The 21,281-nt window shown below is 66.5% G+C and carries 24 protein-coding genes; 15 read left to right on the top strand and 9 right to left on the bottom strand.

Annotated features, from left to right (window positions below):
- Positions 1 to 37: 37 nt before the first annotated feature.
- The 3 genes from HWY37_RS29915 to HWY37_RS29905 all read left to right on the top strand — a co-directional run bounded on the left by HWY37_RS29915 (position 38) and on the right by HWY37_RS29905 (position 2,086).
- On the top strand, positions 38 to 904 hold the full coding sequence (locus tag HWY37_RS29915) for a MurR/RpiR family transcriptional regulator (protein ID WP_176090488.1): 867 nt from the start codon (positions 38 to 40) through the stop codon (positions 902 to 904).
- A gap of 127 nt (positions 905 to 1,031) precedes the next feature.
- Positions 1,032 to 1,361, top strand: coding sequence for a hypothetical protein (locus HWY37_RS29910; protein WP_246302444.1), 330 nt, complete (start codon positions 1,032 to 1,034; stop codon positions 1,359 to 1,361).
- 131 nt (positions 1,362 to 1,492) lie between these two features.
- A complete protein-coding gene (locus HWY37_RS29905) occupies positions 1,493 to 2,086 on the top strand; it encodes a BPSL1445 family SYLF domain-containing lipoprotein (RefSeq protein ID WP_175207258.1) in 594 nt (197 codons plus the stop codon).
- A gap of 87 nt (positions 2,087 to 2,173) precedes the next feature.
- On the opposite strand, the gene HWY37_RS29900 is transcribed toward HWY37_RS29905, so the two are convergent.
- On the bottom strand, positions 2,174 to 2,407 hold the full coding sequence (locus HWY37_RS29900) for a hypothetical protein (protein ID WP_176090487.1): 234 nt from the start codon (positions 2,405 to 2,407) through the stop codon (positions 2,174 to 2,176).
- 121 nt (positions 2,408 to 2,528) lie between these two features.
- Positions 2,529 to 2,999, bottom strand: a complete 471-nt coding sequence (locus HWY37_RS29895) for an Lrp/AsnC family transcriptional regulator (RefSeq protein WP_006226939.1) — start codon at positions 2,997 to 2,999, stop codon at positions 2,529 to 2,531.
- Between the two features lie 160 nt (positions 3,000 to 3,159).
- On the opposite strand from HWY37_RS29895, the gene HWY37_RS29890 reads away from it, so the two are divergent.
- The 6 genes from HWY37_RS29890 (at position 3,160) to HWY37_RS29865 (ending at position 7,316) form a co-directional block, all read left to right on the top strand.
- Positions 3,160 to 4,071, top strand: a complete 912-nt coding sequence (locus HWY37_RS29890; protein WP_176090486.1) for a DMT family transporter — start codon at positions 3,160 to 3,162, stop codon at positions 4,069 to 4,071.
- A 98-nt stretch (positions 4,072 to 4,169) separates the two neighbouring features.
- Positions 4,170 to 4,916, top strand: a complete 747-nt coding sequence (locus tag HWY37_RS29885; RefSeq protein WP_175207261.1) for a sulfite exporter TauE/SafE family protein — start codon at positions 4,170 to 4,172, stop codon at positions 4,914 to 4,916.
- Positions 4,917 to 4,953: 37 nt separating this feature from the next.
- A complete protein-coding gene (locus tag HWY37_RS29880; RefSeq protein WP_175207262.1) occupies positions 4,954 to 5,178 on the top strand; it encodes a hypothetical protein in 225 nt (74 codons plus the stop codon).
- 352 nt (positions 5,179 to 5,530) lie between these two features.
- Positions 5,531 to 5,743 carry a hypothetical protein gene (locus tag HWY37_RS29875; protein ID WP_008159938.1) on the top strand — a complete coding sequence of 71 codons (213 nt, stop codon included), beginning with the start codon at positions 5,531 to 5,533 and terminating at the stop codon, positions 5,741 to 5,743.
- Between the two features lie 147 nt (positions 5,744 to 5,890).
- Positions 5,891 to 6,997 (top strand): AGE family epimerase/isomerase, encoded by a 1,107-nt coding sequence (locus HWY37_RS29870; protein ID WP_176090485.1) that lies wholly within the window; start codon positions 5,891 to 5,893, stop codon positions 6,995 to 6,997.
- Between the two features lie 103 nt (positions 6,998 to 7,100).
- Positions 7,101 to 7,316, top strand: a complete 216-nt coding sequence (locus tag HWY37_RS29865; protein WP_042792993.1) for a hypothetical protein — start codon at positions 7,101 to 7,103, stop codon at positions 7,314 to 7,316.
- A 126-nt stretch (positions 7,317 to 7,442) separates the two neighbouring features.
- Here HWY37_RS29865 and HWY37_RS29860 read toward each other — a convergent pair whose 3' ends face one another.
- A complete protein-coding gene (locus HWY37_RS29860; RefSeq protein WP_176090484.1) occupies positions 7,443 to 8,375 on the bottom strand; it encodes a LysR substrate-binding domain-containing protein in 933 nt (310 codons plus the stop codon).
- A gap of 112 nt (positions 8,376 to 8,487) precedes the next feature.
- Here HWY37_RS29860 and HWY37_RS29855 point away from each other — a divergent pair, with 112 nt between their 5' ends.
- From HWY37_RS29855 to HWY37_RS29845, 3 genes are all read left to right on the top strand, one after another.
- Positions 8,488 to 9,477: a Bug family tripartite tricarboxylate transporter substrate binding protein gene (locus tag HWY37_RS29855; RefSeq protein ID WP_176090483.1), complete on the top strand. Its 990-nt coding sequence runs from the start codon at positions 8,488 to 8,490 to the stop codon at positions 9,475 to 9,477.
- A gap of 2 nt (positions 9,478 to 9,479) precedes the next feature.
- Complete coding sequence (locus HWY37_RS29850) at positions 9,480 to 10,349, top strand: N-formylglutamate amidohydrolase (protein WP_176090482.1); 870 nt, start codon at positions 9,480 to 9,482, stop codon at positions 10,347 to 10,349.
- A 72-nt stretch (positions 10,350 to 10,421) separates the two neighbouring features.
- Positions 10,422 to 10,751, top strand: coding sequence for a hypothetical protein (locus HWY37_RS29845; protein WP_176090481.1), 330 nt, complete (start codon positions 10,422 to 10,424; stop codon positions 10,749 to 10,751).
- A gap of 12 nt (positions 10,752 to 10,763) precedes the next feature.
- On the opposite strand, the gene HWY37_RS29840 is transcribed toward HWY37_RS29845, so the two are convergent.
- Positions 10,764 to 11,606 (bottom strand): LysR family transcriptional regulator, encoded by an 843-nt coding sequence (locus HWY37_RS29840; protein ID WP_175207268.1) that lies wholly within the window; start codon positions 11,604 to 11,606, stop codon positions 10,764 to 10,766.
- A gap of 147 nt (positions 11,607 to 11,753) precedes the next feature.
- Between HWY37_RS29840 and HWY37_RS29835 the strand changes: the two genes are divergently transcribed.
- Positions 11,754 to 12,737 carry a bile acid:sodium symporter family protein gene (locus tag HWY37_RS29835; RefSeq protein ID WP_175207269.1) on the top strand — a complete coding sequence of 328 codons (984 nt, stop codon included), beginning with the start codon at positions 11,754 to 11,756 and terminating at the stop codon, positions 12,735 to 12,737.
- Positions 12,738 to 12,818: 81 nt separating this feature from the next.
- Here the strand turns inward: HWY37_RS29835 and HWY37_RS29830 are convergent, their stop codons facing one another.
- Together HWY37_RS29830 and HWY37_RS29825 are read right to left on the bottom strand one after the other, a co-directional pair.
- On the bottom strand, positions 12,819 to 13,217 hold the full coding sequence (locus HWY37_RS29830; protein WP_175207270.1) for a Rieske (2Fe-2S) protein: 399 nt from the start codon (positions 13,215 to 13,217) through the stop codon (positions 12,819 to 12,821).
- Positions 13,218 to 13,269: 52 nt separating this feature from the next.
- Positions 13,270 to 15,075 carry an ABCB family ABC transporter ATP-binding protein/permease gene (locus HWY37_RS29825; RefSeq protein ID WP_176090480.1) on the bottom strand — a complete coding sequence of 602 codons (1,806 nt, stop codon included), beginning with the start codon at positions 15,073 to 15,075 and terminating at the stop codon, positions 13,270 to 13,272.
- Between the two features lie 340 nt (positions 15,076 to 15,415).
- Between HWY37_RS29825 and HWY37_RS29820 the strand changes: the two genes are divergently transcribed.
- Complete coding sequence (locus HWY37_RS29820; protein WP_175207272.1) at positions 15,416 to 16,243, top strand: aldo/keto reductase; 828 nt, start codon at positions 15,416 to 15,418, stop codon at positions 16,241 to 16,243.
- An 18-nt stretch (positions 16,244 to 16,261) separates the two neighbouring features.
- Here HWY37_RS29820 and HWY37_RS29815 read toward each other — a convergent pair whose 3' ends face one another.
- The gene (locus HWY37_RS29815; protein ID WP_175207273.1) at positions 16,262 to 16,447 is read right to left on the bottom strand and encodes a hypothetical protein; all 186 of its coding nucleotides are present in this window, start codon (positions 16,445 to 16,447) and stop codon (positions 16,262 to 16,264) included.
- Complete coding sequence (locus HWY37_RS29810; protein WP_176090479.1) at positions 16,444 to 17,619, bottom strand: PepSY-associated TM helix domain-containing protein; 1,176 nt, start codon at positions 17,617 to 17,619, stop codon at positions 16,444 to 16,446. Before HWY37_RS29810 ends, HWY37_RS29815 begins: the two co-directional genes overlap by 4 nt.
- Positions 17,620 to 17,810: 191 nt before the next feature.
- Between HWY37_RS29810 and HWY37_RS29805 the strand changes: the two genes are divergently transcribed.
- Entirely contained in the window at positions 17,811 to 18,524 is a 714-nt protein-coding gene (locus HWY37_RS29805; protein WP_176090478.1) for a metallophosphoesterase, read from the top strand.
- 80 nt (positions 18,525 to 18,604) lie between these two features.
- On the opposite strand, the gene HWY37_RS29800 is transcribed toward HWY37_RS29805, so the two are convergent.
- Positions 18,605 to 21,199, bottom strand: a complete 2,595-nt coding sequence (locus HWY37_RS29800) for a penicillin-binding protein 1A (RefSeq protein ID WP_176090477.1) — start codon at positions 21,197 to 21,199, stop codon at positions 18,605 to 18,607.
- Positions 21,200 to 21,281 lie beyond the last annotated feature (82 nt).

Below are 21,281 nucleotides of genomic sequence, written 5' to 3'. Positions count from 1 at the left end.
GTGAAATTTGGGGTTATCACCTAGGACCTGTGCAAGGATGAACCTGAACCAACGGATCGCCGGCTACGGCCGCAAGCTCAGCAAGTCGGAACGGCTGCTGGTCGAGGAAATGCAGGCGCGCTATCCACAAAGCCTGCTGGAATCGGCGACGGCGCTGGCCAGGCAAGTTGGCACCAGCGCATCTACCGTGGTGCGCCTGCTGGCCAAGCTGGGTTATGAGAGCTATGCGCAGGCCCAGATGGAGGCCCGCTCCGAAGTGACGGCGCGCCTGGCCTCGCCCGGCGAACGCGCGGACGCGGTGAGCGCCGACAAGCCGTCGCCGCGAGCCTGCCTGCACAACGCTTTGCTGCATGACCAGCACAACCTGAAGGAGACCTATGCGTCGATCGACGTGGCCGCCTTCGAGGCGGCGGTGCGGCTGTTGACGCAGCGCAAGGGGCGGGTACACGTGCTCGGGCTACGACAGGCCGCGCCGCTGGCCAGCCATGTGGCGCTCTACCTGAATCTGTGCCTGCCGTCGGTCAAGCCCATGGTCGCGACAGGCCCCTTGTTCCTGGAAGACCAGTTGCTCTGGGTCGACGAGGCCGACGTGCTGCTTGTGTTTACGTTCAGGCGCTATTCAGTCGCGGCCGCGAACGCGGTGAGGTACTTCCGGCAGCGTGGCGGCCAGGTGATCCTGATCACGGATTCCGCTTCGGCGCCTGCCGCCGCCTCGGCACACCACGTGCTGGTGGCACGCAGCTCCAGCGCTTCGCCCTTCGATTCCTACACGGCCGCATTCTCCGTCTGCAATGCCTTGCTAGCGGCCGTGGCGCAGCGCCGCAAGCAGGCCTTGGCGGCGGCGCTCGAGCGCGGCGAGGGCTTGTGGGACGCGCAATGGATACGCCCGGCGGACGAACAATAGCCTTTGCTCAGCGCTTCGTTCCGTTGCGCGGCCCGGGTGCGCGGGCTACGGAAATGGACCGATTCGAGCCCATTTTCGCGGGCTGCAAGATGCGTTCGCACTACCTGCTCTAGTACGTCATAACTTCTTGAAAACATTGCTTTTCAAGCGGATTTATTTTTGGCATATTGCGGCCGGAAAGAGCTATTTCAGGAGCAAAGGCATGGGCGCGTGGCCGCAGCGTCATATCGATGGTTTCCAGGTGGAGTGCCAGGTCGTCGACCTGGACGCCGGCGTGCTGGCGATAGAGGTGATGGTGCAGCGCGCGACTGGCGCGGACTTCCAGCGGCGCTGGCCGCTGCCGCGCTTCGTGACCTTTGCCGACGCGGGAATTGCGCGCCGACATGCGGAGCTCGTGCTGTCGGGCATCGTGGCGGTGGACGAGTCCACGGGCGAGCCGCGCTATGGTATTTTGTAGAGGCGGGTGCCGCCAGTAATGGGATGTTCGGGCCGCAGGCAGGTTTTGTTTCCTTTCGCACAATCGTGTGCCTTGCGCTGGCGGATTTGCCCGGTACATTGGTAGAAGGTGACAACAAAAAGGAGAGTTCCATGTTTGATACTTTTCCTGTCTTGCGTCGCGTTGGCCTGGCTGCCGCGGCAATCGGTGTGGCTGGCCTGTTGTTCACGGGCTGCACCACCACCAGTCCCAAATCCTCCGCAACCGCCACTGAACAGCGCCAGTCGCTGAACAGCGCGGCCGATGCCACGCTAGGCAAGCTCTACCAAGCCTCGCCCCAGTCCAAGGAACTGGTGGCGCGCGCGCGTGGCGTGCTGATTTTTCCGGATGTGCTGAGCGGCAGCTTCATCATCGGTGCTGAGCACGGCAAGGGCGTGCTGCGAGTTGGCGGCGCCACCGCCGGGTACTACAGCACCACGGCGGGCTCGATCGGCTTCCAGGCCGGCGCGCAATCCAAGGCGATGGTCCTGCTGTTCATGACGGATGATGCGCTGAACAAGTTCCGCGCCAGCAGCGGCTGGACCGTGGGCGCCGATGCGACGGTCGCGGTGGTCAACGTTGGCGCGAACGGACGTGTCGATACCAACACGGCGCAGCAACCCATCGTCGGCTTCGTGATGAACAACGGCGGCCTGATGGCGGGCGTATCGCTGGAAGGCACCAAGATCTCGAAGCTGGATCTTTGATCGCTTGCGCAAAGCAGAACGCCGCGGAGGAATCCGCGGCGTTTTTGTTTTTGAGCGGCGCGCAAGGCGCGCCGCGGCGCATGGGGTTCAGCCGATCAGGGAGTCGCCGTTGTTGCGCACGGCGCTTTCGCGCTGCATCTCGGCGGCTTCGATGACGGGGTCCAGGCCGCGCCAGCGCTTGATGCGGCCGCGGTCCTGCTCGGGCTCCCAGCCCAGCAGGCCGTAGCGCGTGATTTCGATTTCACCCGTGTCGAATTCCACTTCGAAATAGCCCTGACGATCGGGTAGCGTGCCGCCGGGGAACCAGTCGGTTTCAGGCATGGTGTTCTCCTTGCTAGGCGATGGGAGGGATGCCGGCGCGCGCTCGTGGCCCGCGCGGCGCTTTCATTGTGGGCTGAGGCCGGAGATCCCGCAAGTTGCCATCGCGGCGGCCGGCGCCGTTTCAGGCCAGGGGGACGGCGGTGGTGTAGAGCACCTGCTTCAGCGCGAAGCTGGAACGGATGCTGGCCACGCCCGGAATGCGGGTGATGTGTTCGACGATCAGCCTTTCCAGGGCATCGACATCGGGCACGAGGGCGCGGATCAGGTAGTCCGCATCGCCGGACATCAGATAGCACTCCATGATTTCGGGCAGCACGGCGATCTCGCGCTCGAATACGTCCAGCGCGGCCTTGCGCTGCTTGTCCAGCGAGATCTGGATGAACACATTGACCTTCAGGCCCAGCTTGCGCGCGTTCAGCAGCGTGACGCGGCGGTCTATCAATCCCTCGGTTTCAAGGCGCCGGACGCGGGCCAGGCAGGGCGAGGCCGACAGGTTCACGCGTGCGGCGAGCTCCACATTGGTCAGCCGCGCATCGCGTTGGAGTTCGTTGAGGATACGGATGTCGGTGGCATCCAGGTTGATTTCCGGCATAAGTCACCTGGTTATGGTTCGAAGGCAGTTCAGATGTGCCGAGTATGACTGCTAATGCGTAATAATGCGGTGAAATATGCTGGGGTTTACCCTATAGACTATTCCGCTCTTTGGCAATTTGGCCAGAAAGCAGAATATTCAAGCGGTAGATTGGGTAGTAATGAGTCAGCAGAGCACATTGGGCAGGTTTTTGCCGCTGGTCGGCGCGGTAGCCATCTGGGGCGGGAACTGGCCCATCATGAAACTGGGGCTGACTCACATGAGCCCGCTGTGGCTGGCCGCCAGCCGGTTCGGTTCGGCCGCGCTGATCAGCGCGCTGGTGCTGGGCATGCTGGGCCGCCTGCGCCTGCCCACGCGGCAGGAAATGCCGCTGGTGGCGGGCGTGGCGCTGCTGCAGATGGGCGCGTTCACTGCGCTGGCCCTTTGGGCGTTGCAGTATGTGGCGCCCGGACGTGCGTCCGTGATCGCATACGCCACTTCCATCTGGGTTATTCCGCTGTCCTCGCTGATCCTGAAGGAGCGCCTGTCGCTGGCGCAATGGCTGGCCACGGCGTTGAGCTACGCGGGCATCGTCGTCATCGTGGCGCCCGCGTTCAGCCCCTGGCAGGCGCACACGGTGATCGGACTGGCGATGCTGCTGGGCGCGTCGTTCGCGTGGGCCTGCAACATCATCCAGCTGCGCGGCAACCGCCATATCCGCCTGGGCGCGGACATGATTCCATGGCAAACCGCCATCGCCGCGGTGCCGCTGGCCGCGCTGGCATGGCTGCGCGATGGCGCGCCCGTGTTCCTGGCGGAGCCGCAGGCCTGGCCCGTGATCCTGTACACCGGTCCGTTGGCCACGGCGCTGACCTTCATCGTGGTGCTGGGCATGACGCAGAAGATGCCGCCGGTGGCGACCTCGATTGCGATGCTCTGCGTGCCGGTGATCGGCCTGATCGTGTCGTCGCTGGTCTTCCGGGAACGGATCTCGGCTGATCTGGCGCTGGGCCTGGCCCTGATCGCCGCGAGCGTCGCGGCCTCGGCGCTCGCGACCCGCCTGAAGCGGCCGCTGGCATTGCGTCCGTTGTAGCGCGCGGGCTGGCGCGCCGGGACGGAGCAGGGCGCGGCGCGTTCTAGAATGTCGTGCGCCGGGAGTCATCCGGCATCTCTTGCGGGCGTGCGGCGGATATGGATTCCTTATATGTGCTGGTCGCGGCGGGCGCCATGGCCGCCGGTTTCGTGCAGGGCCTGTCGGGCTTCGGCTTCGGCATGGTGGCCATGTCGTTCTGGGCCTGGACGATAGACCCGAAGCTGGCTGCCGCCATGGTGGTGTTCGGCTCGCTGACCGGCCAGTTGCTGGCGGCGTTCACGGTGCGCCGGGGATTCGCCACGGCGCAGCTGCTGCCGTTCATCGCGGGCGGATTGCTGGGCATACCGCTGGGAGTCAAGCTGCTGCCGTATCTGGATCCGCTGCTGTTCAAGGCGCTGATCGGCGGACTGCTGGCGATCTGGTGTCCGGTCATGCTGTTCGCGGCACGCTTGCCGCGCATCACCGCGGGCGGCAGATTCGCCGATGGCGTGGCGGGCGCGATGGGCGGGGTCATGGGCGGCATCGGCGGATTCACCGGCGTCATTCCCACGCTGTGGTGCACCCTGCGCCGTTTCGACCGCGACGTGCAGCGCGCGGTGATCCAGAACTTCAATCTGTCCATGCTGATCGTGACAATGGCGAGCTATGTATATACCGGCGTCGTCACCCGCGACATGCTGCCGCTGTTCGCGGTGATCGTGCCCGCGATGCTGGTGCCCACCTTATGGGGCACGCGGGTGTACGTGGGCATCAGCGACGTGGCGTTCCGCCGCATCGTGCTGGGCCTGCTGACCGCGTCGGGCGTGGCGCTGCTGGCGTCGTCGCTGCCCAGGCTGTTGGCCTAGCCCATGCTATCGTTGGGTATTCAAGAGAGAACACCGCATGGCATTGCATCGTTTCGAGAAAGGTGAACTGGGTCATTGGCTGCGCATCGTGGCCGACAACTGCGAGCCCGGCGCCACCCAGACTGAAGTGCCCGCGCATGTGGCGCAGGCGCTGGAGACGCTGCGTTGCATCGAGGCCGGCGCCGACGGCCGTTGGCTCATCACCGACAAGGGCAAGCTTTCGCTGCGCATGGAAGAGCCTGGCGCCATCCATCTGAGATAGGCGCATTCGCGCAACTCGCGGCAGTTGCGGATCCGACAATGTCGACAAGCGAACGGGAGCGGAGCCGCACCCCGCGTTTGGCCGCGTCTTGATCGTTTTGCCTGCGATATTCCCCCACATTTTGCGAATGTTTTCGCAGTATTTCTCAGCTTCGCGACTATTCGTGTCTGACTACGGGAATTTCCTGAGACAGAATGCGCGCTTTGACTGCTTTTCCGCATATCGCGGTCATCGAGTCACCAGTAAGATGAACTTGCGTGACGTTTGCAGGTCTATTCATTTGCGCGGGATTTCTGCTCCCGCAACGTCACGCGTGGTTCACGCGTTTAAGTAACCGACTGGGAGGTAGCACATGCAGCATCGTGACCAGGAAGTACTGATCGACGTTTCCACAGCGGCCATGGATACCGGCGGATATGGCGTATTGCTGACGGTTACGGCCGAGGGCGGCACCGAAGTGGATGCCGCGTTTTCCCACTTGGGCAACTGCGCTTCGTTGGACGAAGCACGTGATCGCGCGGAAGTATTCGCGCAAAACTGGGTAGAGGAAAACATCTTCCGATAGGGCGCTGGCCCTGGACGGAGCTGATTGGCGGGACCGGTCTGTGTGAGCATGACGCTTCGGAGCATACTCAAGGAATTGCGGCGAAAATTTCGGTTATCGTTGCTGCTCCAAAATCTGGAGCCCTTAGCGGGTATGCGCCGTTCCAAGATGACTGCCGCACAGACCAACTCTTCTCTCGCGGAACTCATCCGCGCATTTCGCGACCATTACGATTCCATCGTCCTGCCCATGTGGATGGGGCAGGGCTTCAATGGCGCGCTGGGTCTGCCTTTTGAATCGCTGGATTCCGCCACCGGAGCGCCGCTGCCTGCCGAGCGCTACCGCGCGATGGCCTGCGCGCGCCAGCTCTATGTGTTCTCGGAAGCTCCGGGCGCCGCTGCGGGCGCGCATGCTGGCGTGCTGTTCGAGTCGCTGCGGCGCGTGTTCCGCGACGAGGCCAGCGGCGGCTGGCGCTATAGCGTGGACGCCGCCGCGCGCCCGCTGGACGAAACCCAGGACCTGTACACCCACGCGTTCATCGTGCTGGCTTGCGCCGCCTATTTCCGCCGCAGCCGCAACGCGGATGCGCGCAAGCTCATGCTGGCCACGTCCTCGACCATCGAGGCGCGCTTCAAAACGGCGGATTCGCTGTATCACGCGGCGCTCAGCCCAGACCTGAGCCAGCCGTTGCGCGCGCCCGCGCAGAATCCCATGATGCATCTGACCGAGGCCTACCTGGCCGCCGCGCAGGTCGCGGAGCCGGCGCTATATGCGCAGCGTCTGCGCAGCCTGGCCCAGGGCATCAGCCACTTCTTCGTGCACGCGCCCACGCAGTGCATTTCGGAAGAACGCCAGGGGGGGGCGGGCAACCGGCTGGAACCCGGACATCAGTTCGAATGGCTGTCGCTGGTGCATGGTTCGGCGGAAGTCTTCGACGGCCTGGAATTGGCGGAATCGCTACCGCGCGCCGTGCAGTGGTCACGGCGGCATGGCGTGGACGAGGGCGGCGTGATCGCGTCCCTGAGCGAGGCGGGCGCCGTCATCGACGACACGCGCCGGATCTGGGCGCAGACCGAATACCTGCGGGTGCTGGCGGTGCTGGGCGACCTGCCCGCGCTGGAGTCCGGCCTGGCCGCATTCCGGAACCGTTTCCTGCACGCGGGCGGCTGGTTCGAATGCCTGGACGCGGGCGCAGCGGTGGTGCGCAAGGACATGCCGTCGACCTCGCCGTACCACCTGGCGACCTGCCTGGCGGCCTTGCCGACTGTTGTTTAATTGTGGCGTTAACAATTATTTTTGGATTTATCGTCATAGAACGATAGAAAAGTATTGGTGGAATCCCTTACAATTTAGTAACTATGTTTGTAGGGAAGCACCAATGAGCGTTATGTGCCTGGCTTGCCAACGCATTAACCCCGGGCTTGCTGGCGTCGCGCCGCATGCTCATCTGGGTCACCAGGGATTCACCAATCCGACGCAGAAAGGCCGCGAAGAAAGCCGCGAAGACCACTTCCGTTGCCTGAATTGCGGCGCAAAGTGGCTGCGCGAGACCGACAAGTGGGGCGTGGACCTGGGCTTCAAGCTCGCACCCTGAGCCTCCCAGGCCGCGCCGACGGCGTGGTGCAGCACCCGTAACGGGCTCCCGATCAGGAGCCCGTTTTCATTTTGTAGTGTTTTTCCGGCCGATTCCCGCAACCGCCTGTATCCGCGCGCCCGGGATTCAGGCCGGGTTGGCGGCCAGCACGTCGGGATCCTGTCCGGCGGTTTCCAGCAGCCACTGGCGGAAGCAGGCCAGAGCGTAATGGTCGCGGCGCTGGGCCGGGGAGCACAGGTGGTAGCCGCGGGCAATGCGGACGGGCAGGTCGGGAAAAGGCGCCGCGACGCGTCCGGCCTGCAGGTCGTCGTGGACCAGGCAGCGTTGCAGCACGGCGATGCCCATGTCGGCCATGACGGCCCGCACCAGGATGGAAACCTGGTCGAATCCATTGGACAGCTGGGCGGCCGGGCGCGGCACGCCAGCCGCGGCCAGCCATTGCGCCCAGTTGTCCATTCCGTTCGAGTGATAGAGCAGCGGTTCGCCCAGCAGGCCGGCCGGGGTGTCCCAGAGACCCTGGGCGCGCCGCGTCGCCAGTCGGCCAGGGTGGCAGATCACGACCATCTCGCGCCCGATCACGTAGTCCACCTGCCAGCCCGGCCATTGCTCGGGCATGCCGGACAGAATGCTGGCGTCGGGCGTCGCGCCCGAGAAATCCTCGTTGCGGCGATAGGCGGCGAAGCCCAGCTGGATGTCGGGATGACGCGCGTGGAAGTCGGGCAGGCGCGGCACCAGCCAGGCGCTGGCCAGCGTCGGGACGGTGGACAGTGTCAGGCGCAGGCGGCGGTCGTCGGCGCGCAATCCGGCGCTGAGCGTTTCGATCGCCTGCAGCGGCGCCTGCGCGCCCTCGTATAGACGGCGGCCGGTCTCGGTCAGGGTCAGCCCGTGGGCATTGCGATACATCAGCGGCTGGCCGAAATGCGCTTCCAGGCGCGAGATGGCGCGGCTGACGGCCCCTTGGGTCACGCACAGGATGTCGGCGGCGCGGGTGAAGCTGCCCAGGCGCGCCGCCGTGACGAAGGCATGCAGCTCGGACATGGAGGGCGAGTGCAGTCGCATCTAGCATGATCAACGGTAATGAACGCGTGCAATATAGTCGTTTGAAAGGGGATCGTAAAGTTCGGACACTGGCGGCCTTGTCGACTGACCTTCAACTTTCGGAGCCATCCCCATGTCCCGCCGCCTTCTGGGCCGGTCCGCGCGCTGCGCGCTCGCCGGCATGTTCGCCACGCTGACCTTTGCCGGCATCGCCCAAGCCGCCGACTACCCCGTCCGTCCCATCAAGCTGGTGGTGCCGTTTGCCGCCGGCGGTTCGACCGACATCGTGGCGCGCCTGGTGGCGGAGTACGCCGGCCGCGACCTGAAGCAGACCATCGTGGTCGAGAACAAGGCCGGCGCCGGCGGTTCGCTGGGCATGGAACAGGTGGCGCGCGCCACGCCGGATGGCTACACCCTGGGCATGGCCACGATGAGCACCCACGGCTCGAACCCGGCCGTGTTCCGCAAGATGAACTACGACCCGGTGAAGGACTTCGTGCCGGTGGCCAATGTGGTGGCCGTGCCCAGCATCTTTGCCATCAACCCCAATATCCCCGCCAAGAACATGGCCGAATTCGTGGCCCTGGCGAAGCAGCAGCCGGAACGCTACAGCTTCGCCTCGCCGGGCGTGGGTTCGCTGGGCCACGTGAACATCGAGAACTTCATGATGCTGTCCGGCATCAAGCTGCTGCACGTGCCGTACCGCGGCGCGGGCCCGGCGCTCAATGACGTGATGGGCGGACAGGTGGACGCGATCACCGACAACCTGTCCTCGACCTTGCCGCAGGTGCTGGGCGGCAAGCTGCGCGCGCTGGCGGTGCTGGGCTCGGAACGCTCGCCGCTCCTGCCCGAGGTGCCGACCTACATCGAACTGGGCTACCCCGACATGGGCACGGGCGGCTGGTTCGGCCTGGTGGCGCCGGCTGGCACGCCGCCCGCCGTGGTCGAACGCCTGAACAAGGCAGTGCGCGCCGCGCAGGAGGATCCGGAGTTCCGCAAGAAGGCCGAGGAGGTGGGTGGTACTCTGGTGCGCACCACTCCCCAGGAATTCCAGGTGCAGATCGAGCAAGCCCTGGCCCGCTACGCCAAGGTTGCCAAGACTGCGAACATCCAGGCTGACTGACGATGACCCACGCCGACTTCAACGCTGTTTCCGTACACGAGCCCACGGGCCTGGCCCTGCCGCTGGTTTGCGATTCGCCGCATAGCGGCGAGCGCTACCCCGACGATTTCGGCGCCGCGGCGACCCTGGCGCAGTTGCGCCAGGGCGAGGACACGCACGTGGACGCGTTGTGGTCGGCTGCGCCCGCCCTGGGCGCCACGCTGATCGCCGCCAATTTTCCGCGCGTCTACATCGACCCCAACCGCACGCTGCAGGATCTGGATCCCGAGCTGCTGGCGCAGCCCTGGCCCGAACCGCTGGACCCGGGCGAGAAGACCCGCCTGGGCAAGGGCCTGATCTGGCGCAGGATGGACCGGGCCACGCCGATCTACGATCGCAAGCTGACGCTGGCCGAAGTGCGCCATCGCATCGAGGCGTATTACCAGCCCTACCATGCGGCCCTGTCGCAGGCGATCCAGCAGGTGCGCGAGCGCTTTGGCGCGGTCTGGCACCTGAACCTGCATTCCATGTCCAACGACGCCTATGAGCGCCTGGGCCGCAAGAGCGAGCATCCGCTGGCGGACTTCGTGCTGGGCGACCGCGACGGCACGACCTGTGAACCCGAGTTCATCGCCCTGATCGAAACGGCGCTGCGCGGCAAGGGCTATACCGTCGCTCGCAACGACCCCTACAAGGGCGTGCAGCTGATCGCGCAGATCGGCCAGCCGGCCCTGAACCGCCATAGCCTGCAGGTGGAAATCCGCCGTCCGCTGTACATGGACGAGGCCACGCGCGAACGCAACGCGGGCTTCGCGCCGCTGCAGGCCGACCTGTCCGACGTGCTGCGCCAGGTGACGGCGTACGTGCGAGTGCGCCAGGCCGCGCTGGCTTAAGTTTTCTGGCGGCGGGCCGTAGTCGGTAATAAGAAATCGCGCCTTTCTTGGGCGCGGCCACACGGAACCGCAATGGCTGAGAAGATCATCAACGGATTTTCGGTGCTCGCGTACGCGACCCAACCCGAGGGGCGCGTGCCGCCGCGCGCTTTCATCGAAACGCGGCGGCTGCCGAAGAAAAAGACCCAGGCCGAGCGCGACGCCGAGGCCGCGGCCCAGGCGGACGCGCCGCCCCAGGCGCCGGAAGAGGCCAAGGAAGACGAGCCGGACAGCCAGGCCTTCGAGATCTTCATCAGCCGGCGCTTCCGCAGCACGGTGGAAGCCATGTCGGCCGCGCGCAACGCGCTGGACCGCATCAAGCAGGTCGACGAAGACGGCGTGCCGGACCACCTGCCCGAGTAGCGCGTTCCGCGCTCAGGTCAGCGTGCTGCGCATCAGGATCTCCGTCAGCGCGCGGGTGGGCTTGTTGGGCGCGGGCGCCGAGATCACGATGAATTCCACCTGCGGCAGCGCGGGCAGATGCGCGGCGCCCGCCGGCGCGGCCAGCCCGGCGGTGGACAGGTGCGAGGGTTGCACCGTGATGCCCAGGCCCGCGCGCGCGGCCGCCTGGCAGCCCGCGTAACTGGTGCTGGTGCAGACGATCTGCCAGCTGCGGCCGGCGCGCGCCAGCGCATCCAGCGCCAGGCCGCGCGTGACGCTGGGTTCGCGCAGCAGGATCAGTGGCAGCGGCTCGCCGGGCGCCACGCGCAGGCCCTCCTTGGCCTGCCACAGCAGGGCTTCCTTGTGCAGGGTCTGGCCGCGGCGGTCGCCCTTGCGGCGCTTGCCTATCATGACGTCCAGGCCGTTGTCGTCGAGCAGCTTGTAGAGCTCGCTGGTGACGCCGATGGTCAGGTCCAGCTCCACCTCGGGATGCGCCAGCCGGAAGGCGGCGAGCACGTCGGGCAGGGGGCCCATCGCCAGGTCGTCGGAAGTGCCCAGGCGCACCCGTCCGCGCAGGCGGGGCGCGTCGAACAGGCGCTCGGCCCGTTCATGGGCGTCCAGGATGATCTGCGCGTGCACCAGCAGGCTGCGGCCGTCGCTGGTAAGCGCCAGCGAGTGCGTGTCGCGCTGGAACAGGCGGCGGTTCAGCGCCAGCTCCAGCTGGCGGATGTGCTCGCTGACCGTGGGCTGGGCCAGGCCCAGTCGCCGGGCGGTCTCGGTGAAGCTGGGAGCGGCCGCGGCGGCGGCGAAGGTCTTGAGCCACAAGGGATTGAGCATGGCGGCCTGGTAATAGGAAAGTCCGATGACAGTTAAAGTACCTAGCGGTCTTCACGATGGCAAGGGGCGCGCCTATAGTTTTCGGCATGCCTTAGGGAAACCCGGGAGCCTGCGCAAGGCTTCCATTCTTGTGTACACGCCCCCGCCATGCGCCGCTTCCTGCCCGACCAATTCACGCTGATCCTGATCGCCACGGTGGTCTTCGCCAGTTTCTTCCCCGCCGTGGGCAAGGGCGCGGCGTTCATGACCGTGGCCAGCAACATCGCCATTTCGCTGCTGTTCTTCCTGCACGGCGCCCGCCTTTCCACCGACGCGATCGTGGCCGGCGTGAAGGACGTGCGCCTGCATGCGCTGATCCTGGCCTGCACCTTCCTGCTCTTTCCCGCGCTGGGCCTGGGGCTGCGGGCGCTGTTTCCCGGCCTCCTGACGCCGTCGCTGTGGCTGGGCGTGCTGTTCGTCTGCACGCTGTCTTCCACCGTGCAGTCGTCGATCGCCTTCACCTCCATGGCGCGCGGCAATGTGCCGGGGGCGATCTGCGCCGCCACCGCGTCCAACCTGCTGGGCACCGTGCTGACGCCGCTGCTGGTGGCGGTGCTGCTGCACCGTCAGGGCGGCGGGCATGGCTTGGCCGACGCCGGCCGCATCCTGCTGCAACTGTTGCTGCCGTTCGCGGTGGGCAGCCTGCTGCGGCCCTGGATCGGCGCCTGGGCGCAACGCAACAGCCGCACCCTGTCCAAGGTGGACCGCAGTTCGATCCTGCTGGCCGTCTATACCGCGTTCAGCGAGGCGGTGGCGCAGGGCATCTGGCACGCCTTCCCGCCGCTGGACCTGGCCACCATGGTGCTGGTCAACGGTCTGTTGCTGGGTGCGGTGCTGCTGATCACGACCTGGGGCAGCCGCAAGCTGGGACTGTCCAAGGAGAACGAGATCACGCTGGTGTTCTGCGGCTCGAAGAAGTCGCTGGCCTCGGGCATTCCGCTGGCCACGGTGCTGTTCGGCACCTCGCAGATGGGCGTGGTGGTGCTGCCGCTGATGATCTTCCACCAGATGCAGCTGATGGTCTGCGCCGTGCTGGCCCGCCGCTACGCGGAAAGGCAGCTGGCTGCGGAAGTGGCGGTGGCCGGCGCCTAGCGCGGCCACCAGCCTGATGCCCGCGCGGATCGGGGCAGGGTGTGGGGCTGGACTGGGCCAGCGAAGCCAGCGCCTCCCGAATCAGGCCTGGCCGGCGTCCGCGTCCGCCAGCGGACGGATCTTGCCGGCGGGCTGCCAGTAGACGGCGCCGTCGCGTTCCTCGACCGCCAGCGCGGTCAGGCGGCCGTTCTTGCAGGGGCCGCCCACGCACAGGCCGGTGTCCGGCTGGTAGGTCGCGCCGTGGCGCGCGCACATGATCAGGTCGCCGGCCCGGGTGAAGAAGCTGCCTTCCCAGTCCAGTTCCACGCCCACGTGGGCGCAGCGGTTGAGATAGCCGTGCACGCGGTCCTGGTAGCGCACGAAGAAGGCCGTGGTCCGGCCTGCGGCGTCGGACACGGGGATTTTCACGCCCAGGCCGCCGTTGGCGAGCTCGGCCGACGCGCAGACGCGAATGGCGGGGGCGGGGTTCTGATCCTGCATGGGAGGCCTGGAATGCAAAAGGGTGCGATGTTCGGGCAGGGCGCCGGGCTTGTCAATCCGGCGCGCCGGCCTGGGCGCCTTCCTGCTGCCGCGCCCACATGCCGGCATAGACGCCGCCATGCGCCAGCAGCTGCGGATGGCGGCCGCGTTCGATGATGCGGCCATCGGCCAGCACGATGATCTCGTCCGCGTCGGCCACGGTGGACAGGCGGTGGGCGATGATCAGGGTGCTGCGGCCCTGGCTGACTTCGCGCAGATTGGTTTGGATTTCGCGTTCCGTATGGGTGTCCAGCGCGCTGGTGGCCTCGTCGAACAGGAAGATGGCCGGGTCCTTCAGGATGGTGCGGGCGATCGCCACGCGCTGTTTTTCGCCGCCGGACAGTTTCAGCCCGCGTTCGCCCACCATGGTCTGGTAGCCGTCGGGCATGGCCATGATCAGGTCGTGGATGTGCGCCAGGCGCGCCGCGGCCTGGATTTCGCCGTCCGTGGCGCCCGGGCGTCCGTAGCCGATGTTGTAGAGGATGGTGTCGTTGAACAGCACCGTGTCCTGCGGCACGACGCCGATCGCGGCCCGCAGGCTGGCCTGGGTGACATTGCGCACGTCCTGGCCGTCGATCAGGATCGCGCCGCCGTCCGCGTCGTAGAAGCGGAACAGCAGGCGCGCGATCGTCGATTTGCCCGCGCCGGAGGTGCCGACCACGGCCACGGTCCGGCCGGCCGGGATGGTGAAGCTGACGCCCTTCAGGATGGGCCGGCGCGGATCGTAGCCGAAATGCACGTCGCGGAATTCCACCTCGCCGCCCGCCACGCGCAGGGGTTGGGCGTCCGGGCTGTCGGCCACTTCGCGGTCCTGGCCCAGCAGTTCGAACATGCGTTCCATGTCGATGATGGCCTGCTTGATTTCGCGGTAGACGAAGCCGAAGAAGCTCAGCGGCTGGTACAGCTGCAGCAGGTAGGTGTTGACCAGCACGAAGTCCCCCAGCGTGTAGCGGCCCTCGGCGATGCCGGTGGCGGCCATCCACATGACCAGGGTGAGGCCCACCGAGATGATGGCGGCCTGGCCGATGTTGAGGATCGACAGGCTGACCTGGCTGCGAACGGCGGCGCGCTCGTAGCGGGTCAGCGACGCGTCGTAGCGGCGCGCCTCGTGCTCCTCGTTGCCGAAGTACTTGACTGTCTCGTAGTTCAGCAGGCTCTCGATGGCCTTAGTGTTGGCCTCGGAGTCGGTCTCGTTCATCTGGCGCCGGAACTTGGCGCGCCACTCCGTGACGAGCAGCGTGTACGCCATGTACAGCGTGACGGTGGCGCCGGTGGCCAGCGCCAGCCAGATGTCGAACATCTTCCAGAGCACGATGCAGACCAGCCCGATCTCGAAGAAGGTCGGCAGGATGCTGAAGAGCAGGAACGACAGCAGCGTCTGGATGCCCTTGGTGCCGCGTTCGATGGCGCGGTTCAGGCCGCCGGTCTGGCGCGTCAGGTGAAAGCGCAGCGCCAGCGCGTGCAGGTGGCGGAAGACCTGCAGGCCCACCGCGCGGATGGCGTGCTGGCCGACCCGCGCGAAGATGGCGTCGCGCAGCTCCGAGAACAGCAGCGATAGCACCCGGGCCGTGCCGTAGGCCAGGATCAGGCCCAGCGGCACCGTGACGGCGCCGGGCGAGCCCTGGCCCAGTTCGTCGATGGCCTGTTTGTACAGCAGGGGAACGTAGACCGTGGCGCCCTTGGCCGCGAACAGGCACAGCAGGGCTGCGACCACGCGGACCTTCAGGCCGGTTTCGCCGGGGGGCCAGAGATAGGGAAACAGGGTCCGCAGGGTGGAGAAACCGCCGCGGGGCTTGGACCGCGTTTCAGGAGCATTCATGGTCAGGGCCGGGTGGGTTATGCATGGCCGGCAGGCCGTCGGAAGCGCATTATCGGATACAGCCGGTATTGTCCGCCGAAGGGCCCTGGCAGGGGCGGATTGCCTGCTTCGTGGAAGGACATTCAAGCAATACGCGGCCTTGGAGGTAATATCGGCCTCATGACCCCTGGGATGCGTGGACCTCTCCCGGGGGTTTTCAATCCGGCATGGCGTTACGGGCGCAGCCTGGCGGGCCCGTTTTTTACTGTCCAACCAAGGATCGAGCCTGGCTGCCCCTTGGTTGCGCGACCCGGCGCATATTCGCCGCGCGGACGTCGCGTTGCAAGCTACGGAGGGTCTTATGGCGAAAGTACCCGCAGTGAAGTTGAACGACGGCGGCAAGATCCCGCAGCTGGGCCTGGGCGTCTGGCAGGTGCCGGACGATCAGGCGGCCGCCAGTGTGAAAGAGGCGTTGGCGGCGGGCTACCGCTCGGTGGACACCGCCGCCATCTACGGCAACGAGGCTGGCGTCGGCGCGGGCCTGCGAGCGGCCGGCGTGGCGCGCAAGGACCTGTACATCACGACCAAGCTCTGGAACGACCGGCACGGCTACGACGACGCCCACAAGGCCATGGACGAAAGCCTGGAGAAGCTGGGCCTGGCATATGTGGACCTCTACCTGATCCACTGGCCCGTCGCGGGCAGCGCCAAGTTCCTGGACGCCTGGAAGGCCATGATCGAAATGAAGGAAGACGGCCGCGCGCGCTCCATCGGGGTGTCCAACTTCACCCAGGCCAACCTGGAGCAACTGATCGACGCGTCGGGCGTGACGCCTGCGGTCAACCAGATCGAGCTGCATCCCGGCTTCACCCAGCGCGCGCTGAGGGCCTTCCATGCCAAGCATGGCATTGCCACGGAATCGTGGAGCCCGCTGGCCCAGGGCGGCGTCGCCAAGGAAAAGGTCATCGTGGATCTGGCGCGGAAATACGGTAAATCGCCCGCCCAGGTGACCTTGCGCTGGCATCTGCAGAGCGATCTGATCGTGATCCCGAAGTCGGTGACGCCGGCCCGCATCCGCGAGAACATCGACGTCTTCGACTTTGAACTGTCAGCGGCGGACATGGCCGCCATCGACGGCATCAAGGAAGGCGCGCGCCTGGGGCCGGACCCGGAAAAGTTCGGCAAATAAGGCGCTGCACGCCGCGCGCTACGGCTTCAGCGGGAACAGCCAGTAGCGCGCGATGACGCCCAGCAGGATGGCCAGGGCCGTCCAGGACGCCCAGTGCCAGGCGCCGGTGCCGAGCAGGGCGGCCATCAGGCCGAACACGCTGAGTACTCCCAGCAGCAGCGGGGCGCCCCAGACAAACATGAAACCGCGGGTCGTCTTGCTCATGCGGGAGTCCTTTTCGGAAGGGCGGCTGCCTCGTGCTTGCGCACCAGCTCGGCGATGCGCGCCTCGGTGGCGCGGCGCCGGGCGAGCCAGAGATAGAGGCCGCTGATCAGGACAATGATGGTGATGACGTCCAGCAGCGCCCAGATGATCTTCAGCGGCATGCCGGCGTAGTCGCCGAAATGCAGCGGACGGGACAGTTCCAGCGCGGTCAGGTACCAGGGCATCCGGGCCACGGTGGTCAGGTCGCCGGTCTTGGCGTCCACCAGGACTGGCGTGTTCAGGCGCGAGGTCAGCGGCGAGTCGCCCCGCATCCAGACGATGTAATGGTGGGGGCTGCCGAAGGCGTTGCCGGGGAAGGCGATGAACGAGACCTCGCTGTCGGGCATGGCCTTGCGGGCCGTGTCGGCGGCGCCCTGGGCAGAGGCCAGTTGGGTGGGCACGTCCTGGCCCTTGTAGGGCTCCAGGATGCGCACCAGTTCGGTGGACTGCCACAGGCGGAACAGCGGCGTGGACAGCTCGTTGATGACGCCGGTGACGCCCACCACGAAGGCCCAGACCAGCGTCACGATGCCCAGCAGGTTGTGCAGGTCCAGCCATTTCAGGCGGGTGGAGCGGGCGACGCGCACGGTGCCGAATTCCAGCTTCTTCATGAAAGGGCCGTAGAGCACCACGCCGGACACGATCGCGACGCAGAACAGCAGCCCCATGAAGCCCAGGAACAGTTCGCCGGGCAGGCCCGCGAACAGGTCCACGTGCAGCGCCAGCATGATGCCCATGAAGGAAAACTTGTCCTGCGTGTAGAGCGGGCCGTCCAGCAGCACGTCGCCGGTGCGCCCGTCCATGCGCACGGCGTGGCCGGACACCAGGGCGTCGCCGGGTTTCTTCGCCATGCCCACGTAGACCTGCGGCTCGTCAGGGTCGAAGAACAGGTAGTCGACGACTTCCTCCGGGTACATGGCCCGGGCGCCGGTGACCAGCTGATCCATGTTGGCGCGCGGCGTCGAGGCGGGCACGTCCGACAGCGGCTTGGCGTCGTCGAGCCAGTGCTCGATTTCGTGGTGGAACACCAGCGGCAGGCCGGTAAGGCAGATGATGAGCAGGAAGATCGTGCAGACCAGGCTGGTCCACTTGTGGACCAGGTACCAGGTTTTGATGGTGGACGCGGCAGTCATGGGGAGGGCGGTGGCGGTTGACGCGGCCCTTGCAGGCACGGGTTGGGGCAAAGCTGAATATTATCGCGAATAATTTCGATTCGCGTCATCAAATTTTTGACCTCGGTAGCGCCGGGGATGAAAGCTGGGGTGGGGGTAAAGCGGGTTAAAAAGAGGGATCAAGCATCAACCAGAGTCAGTTCCGGATCATCATGGAGCAGCGTTTTCTGAAGGTTCCGCGCAATGAGCTAGGCCGCGATTTCGCGGTGGGCGACCTGCATGGACATTTTTCCCGCCTGCAGGCGAGCCTGGACCAGTTGGGCTTCGATCCTTCCAGGGACCGCCTGTTTTCCGTGGGGGACCTGGTCGACAGGGGCCCGGAAAACGAGGCCGTGCTCGACTGGCTGGAGCGGCCCTGGTTCTACGCGGTCCAGGGCAATCACGAGGATTACGCCATCCGCCACGTGCGCACGGGCCGGGTGGACGTGGACAATTGGCGCGGCTATGGCGGCGGCTGGTTCCTGGACCTGCCCGCGGAGCGCCAGAAGGTCTATGCGGAAGCCTTCGCCCAATTGCCCATCGCCATCGAGGTCGAGACCCGGGACGGGGCCGTGGGGCTGCTGCATGCCGATTGCCCGGTGCTGTTCTGGCCGCGGCTGGAATCCGCGCTGCAGGACCGCTACCAGCGCACCAGCGCCGCCTGCCAGTGGTCGCGCGACCGCCTGCGGCAGATGGACCGCACCGGCATCCGCGGGGTGCGGGCGGTGGTGGCCGGGCATACGCCGGTCGCCGCGCCGCTGCTGCTGGGCAACGTCTACCACATCGATACCGAGGGCTGGAAAGCCGGCTACTTCACTTTCCTGGACCTGGAGTCCCTGCAGGCCTGGCCGCGCGAGGTCGTGACCGAACTCGCGGAGCTGGAATAGGGGAAAGGGCGCCTGGTTGGGAGGCGAAGCAGGAGTAAGGGAAAGGGCGCCTGGCCTCCCCGGCCAGGCGCAAAGCGGGACTAGAGCGGGCGCGCGGCCAGGGCGCCGACGCCGCTGACGGCGCTGGCGCGGGCGGGCGCATCGCCTTCCACGCGCGGTACCGGAATGGGCGGGATCGCCGGCGGGTTGGCGGCGGGCGTGCCGCCGGCGGACGGCACAGGCACGGGCAGCGCCACGGGCGGCTGGACGGAGCCGTCCTGCGGCACGGCGCCACCGGGCTGTTGCAGAGGCTTCACCGAGGTATCCACGCCGTCGGTCGAGCGATTGTTGTTCAGGAAATCGGTCAGCGCGTCGCCCGAGGACAGGTCCAGCGAGGCCACGGCCTGGCCCGGCGGGAATTCCGAGAAATAGTATTCGCCGTTGTCCACGATCAGGCCGTCCGGCCGCGGCGCGGGCTTGGCTTCGGGGATGCCCTTGAGCGCAGGCTGCATGTAGTCCAGCCAGGTGCTCAGGGCCAGGCCGCTGCCGAATTCGTTGGTGCCCAGCGACTTGGGCTGGTCGAAGCCCATCCAGACGGTGGTCGCCAGACTGGGCGTGAAGCCCGAGAACCAGACGTCCACGGCATCGTTGGTGGTGCCGGTCTTGCCGCCGATATCGTTGCGCTTGAGCACCTGGTGCGCGCGCGCGGCGGTGCCGCTGACCGTGACGCCGCGCAGGATGTCGTCCATGACCCAGGCGGTGCGGGGATCGATGGCGCGCGCCTGCTCGTCGCCCGCGACGACCGGCTGCGCCTGCATCAGCACCTTGCCGGAACGGTCGGTGACGCGGTCCACCAGATAGGGCGTGACGCGGTAGCCGCCGTTGGCGAACACGCTGTAGCCGTTGACCACCTGCAGCGGCGTGGCGCCGCCCGCGCCCAGCGCCAGCGGCAGCACGGCCGGCCAGCGCGACTTGTCGAAGCCGAAGCGGGTCAGGTAGTCCTGGGCGTACTGCGGCGAGATGGCCTGCAGGATGCGGATCGACACCATGTTCTTCGAACGCATGAGGCCCTGGCGCAGGGTCAGCATGGGCTCGTACTTGTTGCCGTCGTTCTTGGGCTGCCAAGCCTTGGAGCCGGTCTGCTCGGCGGTCAGCATGAAGGGCTGGTCCGAGATCTGCGTGGCCGGCGTCAGGCCGCGCTCCAGCGCCGCGGCGTAGACGAAGGGCTTGATGTTGGAGCCGGGCTGGCGCCAGGCCTGCGTCACGCGGTTGAAGCCGCCGCGGTTGTAGTCGAAGCCGCCGACCATGGCGCGGATGGCGCCGTCCTGGGGCACCATCGAGACCAGCGCGGCTTGCAGGGCCGGCATGTTGATGATTTCCCAGCCGTCGCCGTTCTTGTGGATGTACACCACCGAACCGCGGCGCAGGCGCTGGCTGTCGCTGGCCTTGGGATTCAAGGCGCGGGCCACGACCGCCAGCGCCTTCTTGTCGGAGATGGTGATGATGTCGCGCGCGCTGCGGGCCAGCGTCACTTCGGTGGGGCTGGCGGCCAGCACCACGGCGGTCAGCAGGTCTTCGCTGTCCGGCGTTTTTTCCTGCACGCCGTCCAGGATCTCGTCCAGCGCGGTCGCGTCCTTCTCGACGCCGTCGGGCAGTTCGATCTGGTCTTCCGGCCCGGGGTAGACGGCGCGGCGGGTGTAGTCCATGACGCCGTCGCGCACGGCGCGATAGGCGGCTTCCTGGTCCTTGGAATCGATGGTGGTGTAGACGTCGATGCCCTTGGAGTAGGTCTCTTCCTGGAACACGCCGTACATCAGCTGGCGGGCCAGTTCGGCCGGATAGTCGCCATGGATGGCGAAGCCGCGCGCGCTGGAACCGTCCGCCCCGCGGATGGTCAGGCGCTGCTTGAGAGCTTCATCGGCCTGCTCGGGAGTCAGATAGCCCAGCGTCTTCATGCGGCCCAGCACGTAGTGCTGGCGGATTTCGGCGCGCGGGAAATTGGTGATGGGATTGAAGCGCGACGGCGCCTTGGGGATACCGGCGAGCATGGCGGCTTCCGCCGGCGTGACGTCGGCCAGGGGCTTGCCCAGGTAGGTGCGCGAGGCGGCGGCGAACCCATAGGCACGGTGGCCCAGGTAGATCTGGTTCATGTAGAGCTCCAGGATCTGGTCCTTGGTGAGCTCGGATTCGATCTTGAAGGTCAGCAGCAGCTCGTAGAACTTGCGCGAATAGGTCTTTTCCGACGACAGGTAGAAGTTGCGCGCCACTTGCATGGTGATCGTGCTGCCGCCCTGGCTCTTGGAGCCCTTGACGACGTTGGTCAGCACCGCGCGCGCCACGCCCATCCAGTCCACGCCGCCGTGGCTGTAGAAGCGGTCGTCCTCGGCCGCCAGCACCGCCTGCCGCATCACGGGCGGGATTTCGTCGAAGCGCAGCACGTTGCGGTGCTCTTCGCCGTATTCGCCGATCAGGACCTTGTCCGCCGTGTAGATGCGCAGCGGCACCCGCGGCCGGTAGTCGGTCATGGCGTGCAGGTCGGGCAGGCTGGGCCAGGCCAGGGCCAGCGCAAGGCCGAGCAGGACGGCGCCGCACACGGCGGCGCCGGCGGCGGCCACGCCGGCCTTGACCAGGATTCGTTTCCAGGGGAAGCCCGGTTTGCCGCCCGGGTTGGCGGAGGATTGCTGGGGGGTGCTCATTGCTGGCGATTCTAGGGCAGAACGCTATAGACCGCCCGTGGAGCAATAAGGTTTCGGTAACCAAACTTGCCCGGGGGGCGGA

The sequence above is a fragment of the Achromobacter anxifer genome (genome assembly GCF_903652925.1).
GTDB lineage: Bacteria > Pseudomonadota > Gammaproteobacteria > Burkholderiales > Burkholderiaceae_B > Achromobacter > Achromobacter anxifer.
This window is presented reverse-complemented; position numbering and strand designations above follow the sequence as displayed.

Bases quoted from the DNA above. Each gene is read 5' to 3' on its own strand.
- HWY37_RS29855 (WP_176090483.1), top strand. From the start codon at position 8,488: ATGTCCCGCCGCCTTCTGGGCCGGTCCGCGCGCTGCGCGCTCGCCGGC.
- HWY37_RS29870 (WP_176090485.1), top strand. From the start codon at position 5,891: ATGACTGCCGCACAGACCAACTCTTCTCTCGCGGAACTCATCCGCGCA.
- HWY37_RS29905 (WP_175207258.1), top strand. From the start codon at position 1,493: ATGTTTGATACTTTTCCTGTCTTGCGTCGCGTTGGCCTGGCTGCCGCG.
- HWY37_RS29820 (WP_175207272.1), top strand. From the start codon at position 15,416: ATGGCGAAAGTACCCGCAGTGAAGTTGAACGACGGCGGCAAGATCCCG.
- HWY37_RS29835 (WP_175207269.1), top strand. From the start codon at position 11,754: ATGCGCCGCTTCCTGCCCGACCAATTCACGCTGATCCTGATCGCCACG.
- HWY37_RS29815 (WP_175207273.1), bottom strand. From the start codon at position 16,447: ATGAGCAAGACGACCCGCGGTTTCATGTTTGTCTGGGGCGCCCCGCTG.
- HWY37_RS29845 (WP_176090481.1), top strand. From the start codon at position 10,422: ATGGCTGAGAAGATCATCAACGGATTTTCGGTGCTCGCGTACGCGACC.
- HWY37_RS29825 (WP_176090480.1), bottom strand. From the start codon at position 15,075: ATGAATGCTCCTGAAACGCGGTCCAAGCCCCGCGGCGGTTTCTCCACC.
- HWY37_RS29890 (WP_176090486.1), top strand. From the start codon at position 3,160: ATGAGTCAGCAGAGCACATTGGGCAGGTTTTTGCCGCTGGTCGGCGCG.
- HWY37_RS29810 (WP_176090479.1), bottom strand. From the start codon at position 17,619: ATGACTGCCGCGTCCACCATCAAAACCTGGTACCTGGTCCACAAGTGG.
- HWY37_RS29800 (WP_176090477.1), bottom strand. From the start codon at position 21,199: ATGAGCACCCCCCAGCAATCCTCCGCCAACCCGGGCGGCAAACCGGGC.
- HWY37_RS29860 (WP_176090484.1), bottom strand. From the start codon at position 8,375: ATGCGACTGCACTCGCCCTCCATGTCCGAGCTGCATGCCTTCGTCACG.
- HWY37_RS29895 (WP_006226939.1), bottom strand. From the start codon at position 2,999: ATGCCGGAAATCAACCTGGATGCCACCGACATCCGTATCCTCAACGAA.
- HWY37_RS29830 (WP_175207270.1), bottom strand. From the start codon at position 13,217: ATGCAGGATCAGAACCCCGCCCCCGCCATTCGCGTCTGCGCGTCGGCC.
- HWY37_RS29885 (WP_175207261.1), top strand. From the start codon at position 4,170: ATGGATTCCTTATATGTGCTGGTCGCGGCGGGCGCCATGGCCGCCGGT.
- HWY37_RS29915 (WP_176090488.1), top strand. From the start codon at position 38: ATGAACCTGAACCAACGGATCGCCGGCTACGGCCGCAAGCTCAGCAAG.
- HWY37_RS29900 (WP_176090487.1), bottom strand. From the start codon at position 2,407: ATGCCTGAAACCGACTGGTTCCCCGGCGGCACGCTACCCGATCGTCAG.
- HWY37_RS29875 (WP_008159938.1), top strand. From the start codon at position 5,531: ATGCAGCATCGTGACCAGGAAGTACTGATCGACGTTTCCACAGCGGCC.
- HWY37_RS29840 (WP_175207268.1), bottom strand. From the start codon at position 11,606: ATGCTCAATCCCTTGTGGCTCAAGACCTTCGCCGCCGCCGCGGCCGCT.
- HWY37_RS29865 (WP_042792993.1), top strand. From the start codon at position 7,101: ATGAGCGTTATGTGCCTGGCTTGCCAACGCATTAACCCCGGGCTTGCT.
- HWY37_RS29880 (WP_175207262.1), top strand. From the start codon at position 4,954: ATGGCATTGCATCGTTTCGAGAAAGGTGAACTGGGTCATTGGCTGCGC.
- HWY37_RS29805 (WP_176090478.1), top strand. From the start codon at position 17,811: ATGGAGCAGCGTTTTCTGAAGGTTCCGCGCAATGAGCTAGGCCGCGAT.
- HWY37_RS29850 (WP_176090482.1), top strand. From the start codon at position 9,480: ATGACCCACGCCGACTTCAACGCTGTTTCCGTACACGAGCCCACGGGC.